The organism is Actinomadura nitritigenes (assembly GCF_017573545.1).
In the GTDB taxonomy this organism is placed as follows: Bacteria; Actinomycetota; Actinomycetes; order Streptosporangiales; family Streptosporangiaceae; genus Spirillospora; species Spirillospora nitritigenes.
The window spans coordinates 133,791-149,831 of record NZ_JAGEOK010000001.1; the positions used below are offsets into that span (position 1 = coordinate 133,791).

General features: G+C 74.7%; 11 protein-coding genes. 8 read left to right on the forward strand and 3 right to left on the reverse strand.

The genetic code is table 11. From position 1 onward, the window contains the following. Nucleotides 1-235: 235 nt before the first annotated feature. From J4557_RS00500 to J4557_RS00535, 8 genes are all read left to right on the forward strand, one after another. A complete protein-coding gene (locus tag J4557_RS00500) occupies nucleotides 236-1,372 on the forward strand; it encodes a LacI family DNA-binding transcriptional regulator (protein WP_243775073.1) in 1,137 nt (378 codons plus the stop codon). After that, nucleotides 1,369-2,082 (forward strand): (Fe-S)-binding protein, encoded by a 714-nt coding sequence (locus J4557_RS00505; RefSeq protein ID WP_208264293.1) that lies wholly within the window; start codon nucleotides 1,369-1,371, stop codon nucleotides 2,080-2,082. Before J4557_RS00500 ends, J4557_RS00505 begins: the two co-directional genes overlap by 4 nt. Next, entirely contained in the window at nucleotides 2,079-3,536 is a 1,458-nt protein-coding gene (locus J4557_RS00510) for a LutB/LldF family L-lactate oxidation iron-sulfur protein (protein ID WP_243775074.1), read from the forward strand. Before J4557_RS00505 ends, J4557_RS00510 begins: the two co-directional genes overlap by 4 nt. Beyond that, nucleotides 3,533-4,153, forward strand: a complete 621-nt coding sequence (locus J4557_RS00515; RefSeq protein ID WP_208264294.1) for a LutC/YkgG family protein — start codon at nucleotides 3,533-3,535, stop codon at nucleotides 4,151-4,153. Before J4557_RS00510 ends, J4557_RS00515 begins: the two co-directional genes overlap by 4 nt. A 50-nt stretch (nucleotides 4,154-4,203) precedes the next feature. Continuing rightward, nucleotides 4,204-5,637: a rhamnulokinase gene (locus J4557_RS00520; RefSeq protein ID WP_208264295.1), complete on the forward strand. Its 1,434-nt coding sequence runs from the start codon at nucleotides 4,204-4,206 to the stop codon at nucleotides 5,635-5,637. A 221-nt stretch (nucleotides 5,638-5,858) separates the two neighbouring features. Next, entirely contained in the window at nucleotides 5,859-8,825 is a 2,967-nt protein-coding gene (locus tag J4557_RS00525; RefSeq protein WP_208264296.1) for a helix-turn-helix transcriptional regulator, read from the forward strand. A gap of 208 nt (nucleotides 8,826-9,033) precedes the next feature. Next, nucleotides 9,034-10,125: an alpha/beta hydrolase gene (locus J4557_RS00530; protein ID WP_208264297.1), complete on the forward strand. Its 1,092-nt coding sequence runs from the start codon at nucleotides 9,034-9,036 to the stop codon at nucleotides 10,123-10,125. Nucleotide 10,126: 1 nt separating this feature from the next. After that, complete coding sequence (locus J4557_RS00535; RefSeq protein WP_208264298.1) at nucleotides 10,127-12,589, forward strand: GMC oxidoreductase; 2,463 nt, start codon at nucleotides 10,127-10,129, stop codon at nucleotides 12,587-12,589. A 98-nt stretch (nucleotides 12,590-12,687) separates the two neighbouring features. Here the strand turns inward: J4557_RS00535 and J4557_RS00540 are convergent, their stop codons facing one another. From J4557_RS00540 to J4557_RS00550, 3 genes are all read right to left on the reverse strand, one after another. Next, nucleotides 12,688-13,146, reverse strand: coding sequence for an SRPBCC family protein (locus tag J4557_RS00540; RefSeq protein WP_208264299.1), 459 nt, complete (start codon nucleotides 13,144-13,146; stop codon nucleotides 12,688-12,690). Between the two features lie 124 nt (nucleotides 13,147-13,270). Then, the gene (locus J4557_RS00545) at nucleotides 13,271-15,301 is read right to left on the reverse strand and encodes a CehA/McbA family metallohydrolase (RefSeq protein WP_208264300.1); all 2,031 of its coding nucleotides are present in this window, start codon (nucleotides 15,299-15,301) and stop codon (nucleotides 13,271-13,273) included. Between the two features lie 142 nt (nucleotides 15,302-15,443). Beyond that, nucleotides 15,444-16,007 (reverse strand): CGNR zinc finger domain-containing protein, encoded by a 564-nt coding sequence (locus tag J4557_RS00550; protein ID WP_208264301.1) that lies wholly within the window; start codon nucleotides 16,005-16,007, stop codon nucleotides 15,444-15,446. Nucleotides 16,008-16,041: the final 34 nt, after the last annotated feature.

A 16,041-nucleotide genomic window follows, 5' to 3' on the forward strand; every position in this document is an offset into this window, starting at 1 on the left:
AGGACGCTAGATGTGAGCCGGAGCACCCGTCAAGAGGGAACTTCGGCCCGGACCCCCCGGAACGCTGCGAAAACCCTTGTGCCACCGGGCGCCTGCGAGTTTGCGAAGTTCCTCCCGTCCGGGTCCGGACAGCGGGGTTTGCGCGCGGCGACTTCCGACATCGGGGTTGACACGTTTTAATCCCATGACCCAAAGTGAGCGGCGGCACACCAGCGGAGCGACCCGGGGGCACAGATTGAGCACTGACGACACCGGGCGCCCCGGGACCGGCACCGCGGCGAGCACCGCGACGGGCACCGCTGCGGGCCTCACGGCGGGCGCGGCCGGCAACGGCCGCACGGTCGGCATCAAGCAGGTCGCGGCGCACGCCGGCGTCTCGCCGGGCACCGTTTCCAACGTGCTCAACCGGCCCGAGCGGGTCGCCGCGGCGACCCGCGCCCGGGTCGAGCAGGCCATCGTGGAGCTCGGCTTCGTCCGCAACGGGTCGGCGTCCACGCTGCGCGCCGGGCACTCCAGCACGATCGGGCTGATGGTGCTGGACCTCGCCAACCCGTTCTTCACCGACGTCGCGCGCGGCGTCGAGGACGTCGCCAGCGAGCGCGGCTACGCGGTGATCCTGTCGTCGTCCGGCGAGTCCGACGAGCGCGAGCAGCGCAACCTGCGGGTGCTCGCCGAGCAGCGGGTCCGCGGCGTGCTGCTGACCCCGGTGGGCGACGAGGGCGGCAACGCCGACCGGCTGCGCGACCGCGGCGTGCCCGTCGTCCTGCTGGACCATCCGACGCCGCGCGCCAACCAGTGCTCGGTCGCCGTCGACGACGTCGCGGGCGGCGAGCTCGCGGTGACGCACCTGCTGGACGACGGCGCCCGCACGCTCGGGTTCGTCACGGGCCCGCCGGGCCTGCGGCAGTGCGCGGACCGGCGGCGCGGCGCGCTGCGGGCGCTGCGCGCCGCGGGCCTCGGCCGCGAGGCGCTGCGCGAGGTGTCCGTCGGCGCGATGAACGCCCGCGCCGGGCAGGAGGCGGCGCGGCGGCTGCTGGAGTCCGGCGCCCCGCTGCCCGAGGCGATCTTCTGCGCCAACGACCTGCTGGCCCTCGGCGTGCTGCGGGTGCTGCAGCAGGCCGGTGTGAAGGTGCCGACTGACGTGGCGCTCATCGGGTACGACGACATCGAGTTCTCGGCGGCGGCCGCCGTCCCGCTGAGCTCGGTGCGCCAGCCCACCTACCAGCTCGGCCGCATCGCGACCGAGCTGCTGCTCGAGGAGTGCGACGAGTCCGGCGGGCACGCCCACCAGCAGGTCATGTTCCAGCCGGAGCTGGTGGTCCGCGAGTCCAGCCGGCCCGCCGCCGACGACCGGGAGAGCAACCCAGCATGAAGGTCGCACTGTTCCTGACGTGCGTGAACGACACGATGTATCCCGGGACCGGGCGCGCGATGGTGCGGCTGCTGCGGCGGCTCGGCCACGAGGTGGAGTTCCCCGAGGCCCAGACGTGCTGCGGCCAGATGCACCTCAACACCGGCTACCGCACGCAGGCGCTGCACATGGTGAAGGGCTTCGCCGAGACGTTCGAGCCCTACGACGCGATCGTGACTCCGTCGGCGTCGTGCGGCGCGATGATCCGCGACTGGCACCCGAGGCTGGCGCCGCGCACCGCGGGCGTCGCGTCCCGCGTGTACGAGCTGTCGGAGTTCCTCGTGGACGTCCTCGGCGTCACCGACGTCGGCGCCTACTTCCCGCACCGCGTCACCTACCACCCCACCTGCCACTCGCTGCGGATGCTGCACGTCGGCGACCGGCCGCAGCGGCTGCTGCGCGAGGTCCGCGGCATCGACCTGGTCGACCTGCCGGACGCGCGCGAGTGCTGCGGGTTCGGCGGGACGTTCGCGCTGAAGAACTCCGAGGTGTCGGCCGCGATGTGCGCGGACAAGGTCACCGCCGTGCGGGAGACGAAGGCCGAGGTGCTGTGCGCCGCCGACAACTCATGCCTGATGCACATCGGGGGCGCGCTGTCGCGCACCCGCGCCGGGGTGCGGACGGTCCACCTGGCCGAGATCCTCGCCTCCACCGAGGAGGAGCCCTCATGAGCACCGAAGCGATGCCGACCTACGTCGGGATGCCGTCGTTCCCCGACGCGGCGCGCCGCGCGGTGGCCGACACGCGGCTGCGCGGCAACCTCGCGCACGCCACGACCACGATCCGCGACAAGCGCGCCGCCGCCGTCGCCGAGCTGGACGACTGGTCCGCGCTGCGCGAGGCGGGCAAGCAGATCAAGGACCACGTCCTCGCCAACCTCGGGCACTACCTCCGGCAACTGGAGGAGAAGGTCACCGAGGCGGGCGGGACGGTGCACTGGGCGCGCGACGCCGCCGAGGCCAACCGGATCGTCGCTGGCCTGGTGAAGGCGACCGGCGAGACCGAGGTCGTCAAGGTCAAGTCGATGGCCACGCAGGAGATCGGGCTGAACGAGGCGCTCGCCGAGGACGGCGTCACCGCGTACGAGACCGACCTCGCGGAGCTGATCGTCCAGCTCGGGCACGACCGGCCGTCGCACATCCTCGTCCCGGCGATCCACCGGAACCGGTCCGACATCCGCGACATCTTCCTGCGCGAGATGGAGGACGTCCCGGAGGGGCTCACCGACTCCCCCGCCGCGCTGGCGGAGGCCGCGCGGCGCCATCTGCGCGCCAAGTTCCTGTCGGCGAAGGTCGCGATCTCCGGGGTGAACTTCGCGGTCGCCGACACCGGCACGCTCGTCGTGCTGGAGTCGGAGGGCAACGGCCGGATGTGCCTGACCATGCCCGAGACGCTGATCTCGGTGATGGGCGTGGAGAAGATCGTGCCGAGCTGGCGGGACCTGGAGGTGTTCCTCCAGCTGCTCCCCCGCTCGTCGACCGCCGAGCGGATGAACCCCTACACGTCCGCGTGGACGGGCGTGCATCCCGGCGACGGGCCGCGGACGTTCCACCTGGTGCTGCTGGACAACGGCCGCACCGACACGCTCGCCGACGAGGTGGGCCGGCAGGCGCTGCGCTGCATCCGCTGCTCGGCGTGCCTGAACGTGTGCCCGGTCTACCAGCGCGCCGGCGGCCACGCCTACGGCTCGCCCTACCCCGGCCCGATCGGCGCGATCCTGTCGCCGCAGATCAGGGGAATCGGGTCGGCGGTGGACGCGTCGCTGCCGTACGCGTCGTCGCTGTGCGGGGCGTGCTTCGAGGCGTGCCCGGTCGCCATCGACATCCCCGAGGTGCTGGTGCACCTCCGGGCCCGCGCGGTGGAGAGCGGCCCCCGCCATCCCCTCGAACGGGCCGCGATGACGGCGGCCGGATGGACACTGCGCTCCCCGACCCGGCTCGCGCTCGCGCAGCGCGCCGCGTCCGCGAGCCGCCGGATCGTCGCGCCGCGCGGCCGGATCCGCCGGCTGCCCGGACCGCTGAGCGCCTGGACGGAGACGCGGGACGCGCCCGCCCCGCCGCCCGAGTCGTTCCGCGCCTGGTGGAAGCGGACCGGCGGCGGCCGTAGCGAAGGGAACGAGCAGTGAACGCGCGCGAGGACATCCTCCGCCGGATCGACCGGATCGTGCCCGCGCGTCCGGCGGCCGAGGTCGCCGCCGGGTACGCCGCGATCGACCGCGGGTACCTGCGCCGCCATCACGAGGACGGCGTGCTGGACCTGTTCGCCGAGCGGGTGGCCGACTACCGCGCGACGGTCCTGCGCGTCCCGGCGCCGGAGCTGGCCGCGACGGTCGCCGAGCGCCTCGCCGCGCGACCGGGCGTCCACGGGGTCCCGTCGGGCCTGCCCGAGGAGTGGACGGCACGGGTCGCCGGCGACCTGGTGCGCGGCCCGGACACCGCCGCGCTCGAGGGGCTGGCGGGCGCGGTCACCGGCTGCGCCGCCGCGATCGCCGAGACCGGGACGATCGTCCTCGACCACGGCCCGGCGCAGGGCCCGCGCGCGCTTTCGCTCGTTCCCGACTACCACCTGATCGTCGTGCTCGCCGCGCAGGTGGCGCCGGACGTGCCGGAGGCGCTGGAGCGCCTCGACCCGCACCGCCCGCTGACGTTCGTGTCCGGGCCGTCCGCGACCAGCGACATCGAGCTGTCGCGCGTCGAGGGCGTGCACGGGCCCCGCACTCTGGAAGTCGTGATCTCAGAATGAGCGAAGCGAACCGGGGGGCGCGGGGGGTCGTCCCCCCACAGGAGACGCGAATGACGGAGACGTTCGCCGCCGTGGACCTCGGCGCGTCCAGCGGGCGCGTGATGGCCGGACGGGTCGGGCCCGGCGTGCTGGAGCTGGAGGAGGTCCGGCGGTTCCCGAACCGCCCGGTCCGCGTCAACGGCACCCTGCACTGGGACATCCTGGGCCTTTACGGCAACATCCTCGACGGGCTGCGCGCCGCGCCGGCCGGGCTCGCGTCGGTCGGCATCGACTCGTGGGCCGTCGACTACGGACTGCTCGACGCGGACGGGCGGCTGATCGGCAACCCCGTCCACTACCGCGACGCCCGCACCGACGGCGTCATGGACCGGATCCGCGCCGAGGTCGGCGACGACCTGCTGTACCAGACGTCCGGCCTGCAGTTCCTGCCGTTCAACACCGTCTACCAGCTCGCCGCCGACGACCTGTCGCGCGCCGCCACGCTGCTGATGGTCCCCGACCTGCTCGCGCACTGGCTGACCGGCGCGGTCGGCGCCGAGCGGACCAACGCGTCCACGACGGGCCTGCTGGACGTGCGGGACGGCGCGTGGTCGCGCGACCTGCTCGCCCGCCTCGGCCTGCCCGCCGGCATCCTGCCGCCGATCCGCGAGCCCGGCGAGGTGCTCGGGACGCTGCGCCCGGACGTGGCGGAGGAGACCGGCCGCCCGGCGACGCTCCCGGTCGTGGCGGTCGGGTCGCACGACACCGCGTCCGCCGTCGCGGCCGTGCCCGCGACCACCGGCCGGTTCGCCTACATCTCCTGCGGCACCTGGTCGCTGGTCGGGGTGGAGCTGAGCGAGCCCGTGCTGACCGAGGCGAGCCGCAAGGCGAACTTCACCAACGAGGGCGGCGTGGACGGCACCGTCCGCTACCTGCGCAACGTCATGGGGCTGTGGCTGCTGCAGGAGTCGATGCGCGCGTGGGGGAACCCCGACCTGCCGTCCCTGCTCGCCGAGGCCGCGGACGTGCCGGGCCTGCGCAGCCTCATCGACCCCGACGACCCCGAGTTCCTGCCGCCGGGCGACATGCCCGCGCGGATCGCCGCGCACTGCCGGCGCCGCGGGTTCCCCGAGCCGGCCACCCGCGCCGAGACCGTCCGCTGCGTCATGGACAGCCTCGCGCTCGCGCACCGCGCCACCCTCCGGCAGGCGTCCCGGCTGTCCGGGCAGGAGATCGACGTCGTGCACCTGGTCGGCGGCGGCAGCCGCAACGAGCTGCTGTGCCGGCTGACCGCCGACGCGTCCGGGCTGCCGGTCGTCGCCGGGCCGGTCGAGGCCACCGCGCTCGGCAACGTCCTCACCCTGGCCCGCGCGCACGGCCTCGCCGGCTCCCTCGCCGAGTCGCGCGCGCTCGTCGCCGCGACGCAGCCCCTCCGCCGGTACGAGCCGTCGGGCGACGACGCCCGCTGGGCCGAGGCCGCCGCCCGCCTCGGCCTCGACCACTGACGTCCGGCGAGGGCGGAGGATGTCACGTTCCCGGGACGGTTTGGCTCCCCCCGGTTGACACCGGGGGCGTGTCGGCGGTTGATAGCAGGGACGCGCGGGGCGTGTTGTCCCGCTCCTATTGACGTTCGACCCGATAAGGTAAAACCCGCTTGAAGGACCGGGAACAACGACGACAAGCATGATCACGGCGTGTCGGCCGCCTGTCTCTGTTGGGGTGTGACATGAGCGACGCCGGTGCTCCGCTGGTGGGGCGACAGGACGCGCTCGGCGCGCTGGACCGCGCCCTGGACGCGGCCGCCACGGGATACGGCTTCCTCGCGCTGGTCGGCGAGCCCGGCGCCGGCAAGACCCGCCTGCTGAACGAGCTGGCCGACGGCGCCAACGCCCGCAAGCTGCCCTACCTGGCCGGACGCGCCGCCGAGTTCGAGCAGGAGATGCCGTTCGGCGCCGTCGTCGACGCGCTCGACGACCGGCTGGAGGACGACGTCCCCGACCTGTCGCCCACCGCGCTGCGGCTGCTCGGCACCGTCTTCCCCGCACTCGCCGACCGCGTCGCCGGCACCGGCGCCGCGCACGCCCCCGACGGGGCCGCCGACCCGGTCGCCCGCTACCAGCTCCACCGCAGCGTCCGGCACCTGCTGGAGCGGCTGGCCGCGCCGTCCGGGCTGGTGCTGATCCTCGACGACCTGCACTGGGCCGACGACGCCACGATCGAGCTGATGGACCACCTCGTCCGGCACCCGCCGCGCGCGAACGTGCTGGTCGCGGTCGCCTACCGGCCCGCGCAGGCGTCGCCGCGGCTGGCGGCGCTGGCGGACGCGGCGGGGCTCGTCGGCACCCGGGTGCCGGTCGAGCCGCTGACCCTCGACGAGGTGGCGGAGTTCCTCGGCCCGGACGTCTCCCGCAACCGCTGCGAGCAGCTCTACAAGGCCAGCGGCGGCAACCCGTTCTACCTGGAGGCGCTGGCCAGGATGGGCCGCCGCGACGACCGCCTCCTCGGCGAGGACGGCATCGAGCGGCACGAGTGGGAGCGCGGGGTCGCGAACCTGACCGAGGTGCCGCCCGCCGTCCGGACCGCCCTGCAGGTGGAACTGAGCGCGCTGCCGCCCGAGGCGCTGCTGATGGCGCGCGGCGCCGCCGTCGCGGCGGACGTGTTCGAGCCGGCGCTGGCGGCGGTCGCCGCGGAGATGCCGCAGGAGGGCGCGCTCGCCGCGCTGGACGCGCTGACCGCCGCGGACGTGGTCCGCCCGACCACGGGCGGCCGGTTCCGGTTCCGGCATCCGCTCGTGCGGCACGTCGCGTACGCCTCGACGGCGGCGGGCTGGCGGTTCGCGGCGCATTCGCGGGTGTCGGCGCGGCTCGCCGCGCTGGGCGCCCCGGCGGCGGTCCGCGCCCACCACGTGCTGCGGTCGGCGCGGTTCGGCGACCGGGAGGCGATCTGGACGCTGGTCGAGGCGGCCCGCGCCGTCGCGCTCCAGGCGCCCGGCACCGCCGCGTACTGGCTGGAGGCGGCGCTGCGCCTGATGCCGGACGGCACGGACCCGTCCGCCGGCGGGGCGGCCGGCGACGGCGCCCACCCCGACCGGATCCAGCTGCTGGTGGAGCTGGCCCACGCGCAGGCGGTCAGCGGGCACGCCGAGGAGGGCCGCGAGACGGCCCGCACGCTGCTGAGCCTGCTGCCGCCGGACGACACCGTCAGGCGCGCCCGCACGGTGCAGCTGTGCGCGGTGATGGACCGGCAGCTCGGCCGCATCCACGAGGCCCGCGCCCTGGTGCTGGACGAGCTGCGCCGCATCACCGACCGGCAGACCCCCGAGGCGGTGCTGCTGCGCATCCGCCTGGTCGCCGACCGGATCCAGCGGATCGACACCCGCGGCTCGCACGCCGTCCTGGAGACCATTCCCGAGAGCGCGCCGCAGTGGGGCCCGGGGCTGATCGCGGCGGTCGCGGCGATGCGGCCGATGGTGTCGTACGGGCGCGGCGAGGTGGCCGAGGCGATCGCCTACGCCGAGGCCGCCGACCAGCGGTTCTCCGCCGCCTCCGACGGCGACTTCGCCGACTGCCTGGACTACATGACCTGGCTGGTGTTCGCCGAGACGTTCCTCGGCCTGCACGACAGCGCGCTCCGGCACGCGACCCGGCTGGTGTCGATCACCCGCGCGACCGGGCAGACGTTCATCCTCGGCTACATGCTGGCCGGGCAGTCCCGGGTGCTGCTGCTGCAGGGCCGGCTGGAGGAGGCGGCGGCCGCCGCCGACGAGGCCACCGCGGTCGGCCGCGAACTGCGCTCCCCCGAGGTGATGGCGTACGGGCTGATCCAGCAGTGCCTGACGGCGAGCTGGACCGGCGACCACGACCGGGCGCTGCAGGCCGGCGAGGAGGCCGTCTCCTGCGACACCGGGTCGGGCGAGTGGTGGACGCACATGGCGCACGTCGCGCGCGCCACCGCGATGATCAACGCGGGCCGCACCGAGGAGGGCGCCGAGGCACTGGTCGCGGCGTGCGGGGACGGCACGAACGGCCTCGACTTCAGCACGCTGGTGATGTGCGCCGAGCAGCTGGCCTGCGCGCGCGCCGCCCTCGGCGACGGCGAGGGCGCCGCCGGCTGGGCCGACATCGCCGAGGCCATCGTGCACCCGGCCCTGACCGGCGACAACGGGCTGGCGCGGCTGGCGCGCGCGCACGCCGTCCGGGTGACCGACCCGGCCGCCGCCGCGCGGCTCGCGGCGGAGGCGGCCGGGATGCTGGCGGACGCGGGACGCCGCCCGGAGGCCGCGCGCGCCGACCTGACCGCGGGGATCGCGCACGCGGCGGCCGGGGAGCGCGGCGAGGCCCGCGAGCGGCTGCGGGCCGCGGTGGAGGTCTTCGAGGAGTGCGGGATGCGCGGGCTGCACGCGCAGGCCGTCCGGGAGCAGCGGCGGCTCGGCGTCCGGGTGCCGGGCGGCGCCCGCACCGCCCCCGCCAAGGGCCGCGGCAAGGGCGCCGGCAAGGGCGACCTGCCGTTCGGGCTGTCGCCGCGCGAGCACGAGATCGCGCTGCTCGTCGCCGAGGGATGCAGCAACCAGCAGATCGCCGAGCGGCTCTACCTGAGCGTCCGCACCGTCGAGACCCACCTGTCCCGGGTGTTCGCCAAGATCGGCGTCCCGTCCCGGGTCGGGGTCGCGACCGCCATGAACCGGCCCGGATGAGCCGGCGACGGACGGCGCCGCGGGCCTTACCCGCCTGACGAGCGCGAACGACGGTGAACCGGCGGCGCCCGCCGGGCCTCTTAATGCACGTACGTAGTCATACGGGACCTCCCGTCCCCCACCACACGTAAGTACGGGTTCTCCACGATGCCGGGCGGACGGCCGCGTTTGGCAAGGTTGGGGCGTCAGGAAGCCGGAGGGAAATGCCATGGACCAGCGGATCGCGCGCTTCACGCTCGCGGGCGTCGCCGACGCCGAGGTCTCCGTGCACCCCTTCGCGACCGAGGACGGGCTCGGCCTGAACCTCACCCGGTTCCGCCGCGCCGAGAGCGACGACGTCGTCCTGCTGGTGCACGGGCTCACGACCTCCAGCGACATGTACATCATGCCGGAGCACGAGAACCTGGTGAACTTCCTGCACGACTCCGGCTTCGGGGACGTGTGGGCGCTCGACTTCCGGATGAGCGGCCGGTTCCCCTACGACGCCGAGACGCACCGCTTCACCCTCGACGACGTCGCCCAGTACGACCATCCGGCGGCGATCGCCGAGCTGCGCCGGCACATCGGGGACCGCCGGGTGCACGTGATCGCGCACTGCCTCGGGTCGGTGTCGTTCGCGATGGCGCTGTTCGCCGGAACCGTCACCGGCATCGCCAGCCTGACCTGCAACAGCGTCGCGCTCACGCCGCGGACGTCGCGCTGGTCGAGGATCAAGCTCGGCTACGGGCCCGCGGTCCTGGAGTACGTGCTCGGCCCGTCGCACCTCGACCCGCGGTTCGGCGCCGCTCCGGTGCTGACCCGCGGCTGGATGATCGCCAAGGCGGTCGGGCCGTTCCACCCGGCCTGCGACGAGCCCGCCTGCCACATGCTCAGCTTCATGTGGGGCGGCGGCAAGCCGATCTTCACCCACGCGAAGATGTCGCCGGTCACGCACGGCCGCCTGCCGGACCTCTTCGGCGCCGTCGGCGTCCACTACTACCGGCACGTCCACAGGATGGTGAAGGCCGGCCGCGCGGTGAAGTTCGACCCGCGCGACCCCCGCCACGCCGGACTGCCCGCCGACTACCTGTCGGGCGCCGCGGACGTCACGACCCCGATCCTGTTCCTCACCGGAGACCGCAACCACGTGTTCACCGACTCCAACATCGTCTGCCATCGCACGCTCGAACGGGTCGCGCCGGGCCTGCACGAGCTGGAGATCCTGCCCGGATACGGCCACCAGGACCCGTTCATGGGCGCCGCGTCCGCCGCCGAGGTGTTCCCGCGGGTGCTGGACTTCCTGAAGCGGAAGGCGGGCTGACATGGGCGCCCCCCGCGAGAGCGTCGAGCACGCCGACACCGTCGTCGTCGGCTCCGGTTTCGGCGGCTCGGTGACCGCGTACCGGCTGGCGGAGGCCGGGCGGCAGGTGGTGCTGCTGGAGCGCGGGCAGCCGTACCCGCCGGGCAGCTTCCCCCGCTCCCCCGCGCAGATGGGCCGCGCGTTCTGGGACCCGGCGGCCGGGCTGTACGGGATGTTCGACGTGTGGAGCTTCGAGGGCTGCGACTCGGTCGTGTCCTCCGGTCTCGGCGGCGGCTCGCTGATCTACGCGAACGTGCTGCTGCGCAAGGACGAGCACTGGTTCGTGCACGACCAGCCGATGCGCGGCGGCGGGTACGAGTCGTGGCCGATCTCCCGCGCCGACCTCGACCCGCACTACGACGCGGTCGAGAGGATGCTGGGCGCGACGCCGTACCCGCTGGACCGGGCGCCGTTCGACGACACCCCGAAGACGCACGCGATGCAGGACGCGGCGGCCGAGCTGGGCCTGGACATCACGCTGCCGCCGCTGGCGGTGAGCTTCGCCGACCGCCCGGGCGGCACGCCCGGGATCAGCCTGCCGATCGCCGACCCCGCCTACGGCAACGTCCACGGGGTCGGGCGGCGGACGTGCCGGCTGTGCGGCGAGTGCGACATCGGCTGCAACGAGGGCGCCAAGAACAGCCTCGACCACAGCTACCTGTCGGCGGCGGCGCACCACGGCGCCGACATCCGCACCTCGCACGAGGTGAAGGCGATCCGGCCGCGGCCGGGCGGCGGATACGAGGTCGACTACGTCCACCACGCCGACCTGACCGTCGAGGCGCGCCGGCCGCGGGTCGCGACGATCTCCTGCGACCGGCTGATCCTCGGCGCCGGCACCTACGGGACGACGTTCCTGCTGCTGAGGTCGCGGGAGGCGTTCCCGGGGCTGAGCGAGGCGCTCGGCAGCCGGTTCAGCGGCAACGGCGACCTGCTGACGTTCCTGCTGAACGCCAAGGACCGCAACCGCGTCCGGCCGCTGGACGCCGCGCGCGGCCCGGTGATCACCACCGCGATCCGGCTGCCGGACGAGCTGGACGGGGTGCCCGGCGCGGGCCGCGGCGCCTACATCGAGGACGGCGGCTACCCGGCGTTCGCCGACTGGATCGTGCAGGGCTTCGACACCGGCCACGAGATCGAGCGCGCCGTGAAGTTCCTGTGGGGCCGGTTCACCGAGTTCTTCAAGGACGCGCCGGACACCAACCTGTCCAAGGAGATCTCCGAGCTGATCGGGGACGGGGCGCTGACGGTGAGCTCGCTGCCGCTGCTCGGCATGGGCCGCGACACCGCGGACGGGCGGCTGCGCCTCAAGGGCGGCCGGCTCGCCGCGGACTGGACGACCGAGACCAGCGAGGCGCTGTTCACCCGCGTCCGCAAGACCATGCAGGGCATCGCGGACGTGCTCGGCGCGCACTACGCCGACAACCCGATGTGGTTCCGCAAGCGGATCGTCACGGTGCACCCGCTGGGCGGCGCCCCGATGGGGGCGCACCCGGGCGAGGGCGTCTGCGACGCCTTCGGCGAGGTGTTCGGGTTCCCGGGCCTGTACATCGCCGACGGGGCGGCGATGCCGGGTCCGGTGGGCCCGAACCCCTCGCTCACGATCGCCGCGCAGGCCGACCGGCTGGCGACGCGGCTGCTGGAGGACCTGCCCGGCCGCGGGGGCGCGGGCGGGCCGGAGGGTGCGGGGACCGTCCCGTCCGACACGGGGGCCGAGCCGGCCGGGGGTGCCGGCTCGCCGGACGGGGCGGGGCGCGACTCGGCGTACGGCCAGGGCTCGGGGAGCCGCGGAGGTCCGGGGGGACCGTCCGCCGCGGCGCCCGGCCGTACGTCGCTGTCGTTCACCGAGGAGATGAAGGGGTTCATCACCTACGGGGAGAGCGACGCGCGGATCGGGGAGCTGGCCGGCGGGCGGATCCCGCTGGCGTTCCGGCTGACGATCACCGCGCACGACGTGGACCGGTTCCTGAGCGAGCCGGGCCACACCGCGACGGCCGAGGGGTGGGTCGACGCGACGGGGCACGGGGGCCGCCGCGAGGTGGAGCGGGGGTGGTTCAACCTGTTCGTCCCGGACGGCGGGGAGGACCGCCGGCTGATGGAGTACCGGCTGTACTTCACCGACGGGGCCGGGCGCCCGCTGACCCTCGCGGGGCACAAGAACGTCCTGCACGGTCCGCCGACGCGGATCTGGCCGGACACCTCCACGCTGTACGTGCGGCTGCTGGAGGGTCACGTCCCGGAGGACGCGGAGGACGGGGCGCCGGTCGCGGGGGCGGGCGTCCTGCACATCCAGCTGTCGGACTTCGCGCGGCAGCTGACGACCTTCCGCACGTCCGGCCCGGACGGGCTGGGGACGCTGCTGCGGTTCGGCCGGTTCTTCGCCGGCGAGCTGTGGGAGGTGTACGGCCCGGATCATCCGGGCTGATCGCCCGAGGGGGGCTCAGAACGTGCAGGCCGAGGGAACTGCGGGGTGCTCTCGGCCTGCACCTTTTTCTCCGCGTCCCGCCCGCCCGGGGGGAGGCGTCAGAGGTCGCCGGCGCGGCGGGCGGGGCAGTCGGGCGGGCAGTGCTCGGCGTGCGCGGGCAGCCAGCGGGTGAAGGCGTCGATCATCGCCTTCAGGCCGAGGCGCAGCACCGGGCCGGTGCCGGGGACCAGCGGCTCGAAGTGGGCGTGCCAGCGGATGAACGTGCCGGTGCCGCGCCGGTCGAGGTGCACGTCGCAGCGGTAGTGGCGGACGGGCAGGCCCTTGAGCGCGATGTAGGCGAAGTGGGTGTCGGGCTCGTAGGCGACGGTCTGCTCCGCGGCGGGCCAGATCGACTTGACCGTGCCGACGCCGTAGGTGGTGGTGTCGCCCTTGCGGGTCTGCTTGGCGGGGGTCGGGAACCTGCCCCAGGCGCCCCATGCCTCGGGCACGGCGAGGTGCCGGAAGATCTCCCCGGGCGCGGCGGTGGTGGCGGCGGTCGCCTCGATCTCGTAGGGCATGGTCGGCCTTTCCCCGTCGGGACTACCGAACGGTAGCCAGCCGGGTACCGGCGCACAAGCCCCGCACTCCCGGCGCGCCGCACTCCCTCCCCGCGCGCCGCGCTCACGTCCGGGCGCGCCCGGCTCAGGTCCCGGCGAGCCGGGTGCGGTAGACGGCGCGGGCGCGGTCGAGGAGGCCGAGGTGATCGGTGAGCTGCTCGGGGCCGCCGAGGCGGGCGGCGCGGCGGATCATGTCCTCCAGGCCGTCGAGGTAGTCCAGGCACCAGCGCAGGTCGTCCTCGCGGGCGGCGGGCCTGCCGTCCACGTGCAGGTGGACGGGGCTGGTGTGGGCGAACGCGCCGCCGCGGCTCATCGACCGCGGGTGCGGCGGCCCCGCGGCGACGGCGACGAGGTAGGTGGGGCGGTCGACGGTGAGCTCGGCGGTGACCTCGCCGGGCGGCCCTTCGGCGATGACGCCGTCGGCGGTCCGCAGCTGGACGCTCGCCACCTCGGGGCCGACGGTCCGGGCCGTCGCGGTGACGCGGTCGCCGGGCGCGAGGTCGAGGACGTCGCCGGGGCCGTGCCCGTCCACCTCCAGCTCCAGCCAGGGGCCGGTGGTGGCGAAGGTGCGGCCGCGCCGGACGGCGTCGGCGAACGACGCGGCGGTGAGAGGGCCGTCGACGCGGGCGTACACGCGGCCCCAGCCGGGCGGGCTGGACTGGTTGCCGCGCCGCTGGAACGACAGCATCGCGTCCGTCCCGGCGGTCGCGGCCAGCCGGTTGCCGGCGCCGAGGAGCCGCCGGTACATGACGGCGGTCGCCTGGATCGAGGAGTGGTTGACGACGTCGAGGGTGTCGACGAGGCCGAGCGCGGCGTCGGCGACGATCTCGCGTGCCGAGCAGTTGCGGCCGGAGGTCAGCAGCGCGGCGGGCGGGTCGCCGTCGTCCGCCGGAAGGTGGAACGGGTGGCTGTATCCCATGAGCGCGCCGCGTTCGCGCAGCTCGCGGTAGCCCTCGCCGTTCGGCGGCCAGTCGGGGGCGCCGGCGAACCCGGTGTGGTAGCGGCCGGGCGGGACGTCCACGCCGAACGCGTACAGGTGGCCGAGCAGGTCGTTGCGGTACTCGACGCCGAGCCGGGCGAGGTGGGTCGCGTCGGACCAGGGCAGGTCGTCGCCGGCCCAGTGCTCCAGGGCCTCGCGGTCGTAGACGCGCTCGCCCGCCACGTTCCCGGCGACGAGGTTGAGGACGTGCAGGTCCTCGCCGCGCTGGACGGCGGCGGCCTGCGCGGGCGTCCCGACGGTGTCGCCCGTCCAGTTCATGTGGACGTGCATGTCGCCGCCGTACCAGCCCCTGGCGGCCGCGTCGTAGAGCCGCTCCGGGGCGATCTCGACGAGGGTCTCCGCGCCGGCCTCCGGGGTGACGGCCTTCTCCGCCGTGCCGTGCTCCATGCCGCGGGTGACGCGGACGGTCAGCGGTTCGGCGGGGACGTCGAGGACGAGGTCGTCGCCGTGGAAGTAGGGGGCGCGGTGCGCGTCGATCCGCTCGGGGGCGCCGCCGGGGTACCAGCCCTGGCCGTCGGCGCCGATGACCGTCCAGCGGCACGGGGTCCCGGCGCGCAGCCGCAGCCGTCCGGTGGGGACGCGCCTGACCAGCCCGTCGAGCGCGATCGGCGTGCCGTCGGCGGTGACGCTGCTTCCCGAGGTGAGGGGGACGAGCCGGACGCCGCCGGGCGGGATGTCGTGGTCGGCGCCGTCCACGCGGACGGTGGCGGGCGCCGCGCGCGAGGAGTCGATGAGCAGCGTGGTGCGCAGGTCCCGGCCGTCCGGCAGGGTCCGCGGGACGCTCTCGAGCGACGCGCCGTCCGGGGTGAGGCGCAGCGCGGCGAGGTTGTCCAGGACCCGGCCGGCGAGGGCGTCGCGGACGACCTCGGCGGCGACGAGTTCGGGGACGCGCGCGTCGATCTCCTCCGGCGTGGCGTCCGGGTACCGCGCCAGGAGCCGCTGGAGGCCGATGATCCAGAAGTCGGTCTCGTCCAGCAGGAAGGCGCTCGTCTCGATCTGCCGGACGAAGCCGTTGGCGGGCTCTCCCCAGGTCGGGCCGTGCTCGCGCAGCAGCTCGCGGTACTCCTCCAGGGCCCTCGCCACCGCCGGCGGTAACGTCGGGTCGGCGTCGCACATCGTCGTCTCCCGGTGGTGGCGGACCGCCAGCGTTACACGGAACCGGTGCGCCGCCTAGGGGCCGCGTCCGGCGCCGGTACGGCGGCCGCAACCGCGGGCGAGGGAATGCACCACCGCGTATATGAATCTCGCTCCGCAGTGGTCATGCCGTGTGTGCGCGCGCACGGAACGCGGCCGTCTTGACGCGGTTCTGGCAGGCGGTCGAGCAGAACCGGCGCTTGCCGTTGCGGGACGTGTCGACGTAGACGCGGTCGCAGTGCGGCGCGGTGCACACGCCGAGCCGGTCGTACAGCTCCCCGCCGAGGACGACGGCGAGGCCGGTGGCGCAGGACGCGCCCCAGTCGGCGGTGATGGTGTCGCCGACGCCGTGGAAGTGCACGTGCCAGGGCTCTCCGTCGTGGCGTTCCAGGCGGGGCCTGGCCTGCGTCTCCTCCAGCAGGCGGTTGACCCGCTCGGCGGCGTCGTCGAGGTCGCCGGCGGCGACGGCCTCGAAGACGGCGCGCAGTTCGCGGGCCACGGCGGCCAGCTCCGCGGCCTGGTCGGCGGTGAGCCGGCGCGGCCAGCCGGCCCGCTCCAGGAACGCCTCGCCCGCCGCGACGACGTCGGGCACCGGGTGCGGGCGCCCGCGGCTCTCCCCTTCGGTCAGCTCGTTGACCAGCGCGACGGTGTCCGCCACCACGCCATCGGTGTGACTGTTGAAGTTCACTTGACCAGTTACGCCTTTCCGGTTTAGCGTGTAA

What these genes read in the sequence shown, in the direction of transcription:
- J4557_RS00520 (WP_208264295.1), top strand. Translation starts at nt 4,204, where the DNA reads ATGACGGAGACGTTCGCCGCCGTGGACCTCGGCGCGTCCAGCGGGCGC.
- J4557_RS00525 (WP_208264296.1), top strand. Translation starts at nt 5,859, where the DNA reads ATGAGCGACGCCGGTGCTCCGCTGGTGGGGCGACAGGACGCGCTCGGC.
- J4557_RS00505 (WP_208264293.1), top strand. Translation starts at nt 1,369, where the DNA reads ATGAAGGTCGCACTGTTCCTGACGTGCGTGAACGACACGATGTATCCC.
- J4557_RS00545 (WP_208264300.1), bottom strand. Translation starts at nt 15,301, where the DNA reads ATGTGCGACGCCGACCCGACGTTACCGCCGGCGGTGGCGAGGGCCCTG.
- J4557_RS00540 (WP_208264299.1), bottom strand. Translation starts at nt 13,146, where the DNA reads ATGCCCTACGAGATCGAGGCGACCGCCGCCACCACCGCCGCGCCCGGG.
- J4557_RS00510 (WP_243775074.1), top strand. Translation starts at nt 2,079, where the DNA reads ATGAGCACCGAAGCGATGCCGACCTACGTCGGGATGCCGTCGTTCCCC.
- J4557_RS00535 (WP_208264298.1), top strand. Translation starts at nt 10,127, where the DNA reads ATGGGCGCCCCCCGCGAGAGCGTCGAGCACGCCGACACCGTCGTCGTC.
- J4557_RS00530 (WP_208264297.1), top strand. Translation starts at nt 9,034, where the DNA reads ATGGACCAGCGGATCGCGCGCTTCACGCTCGCGGGCGTCGCCGACGCC.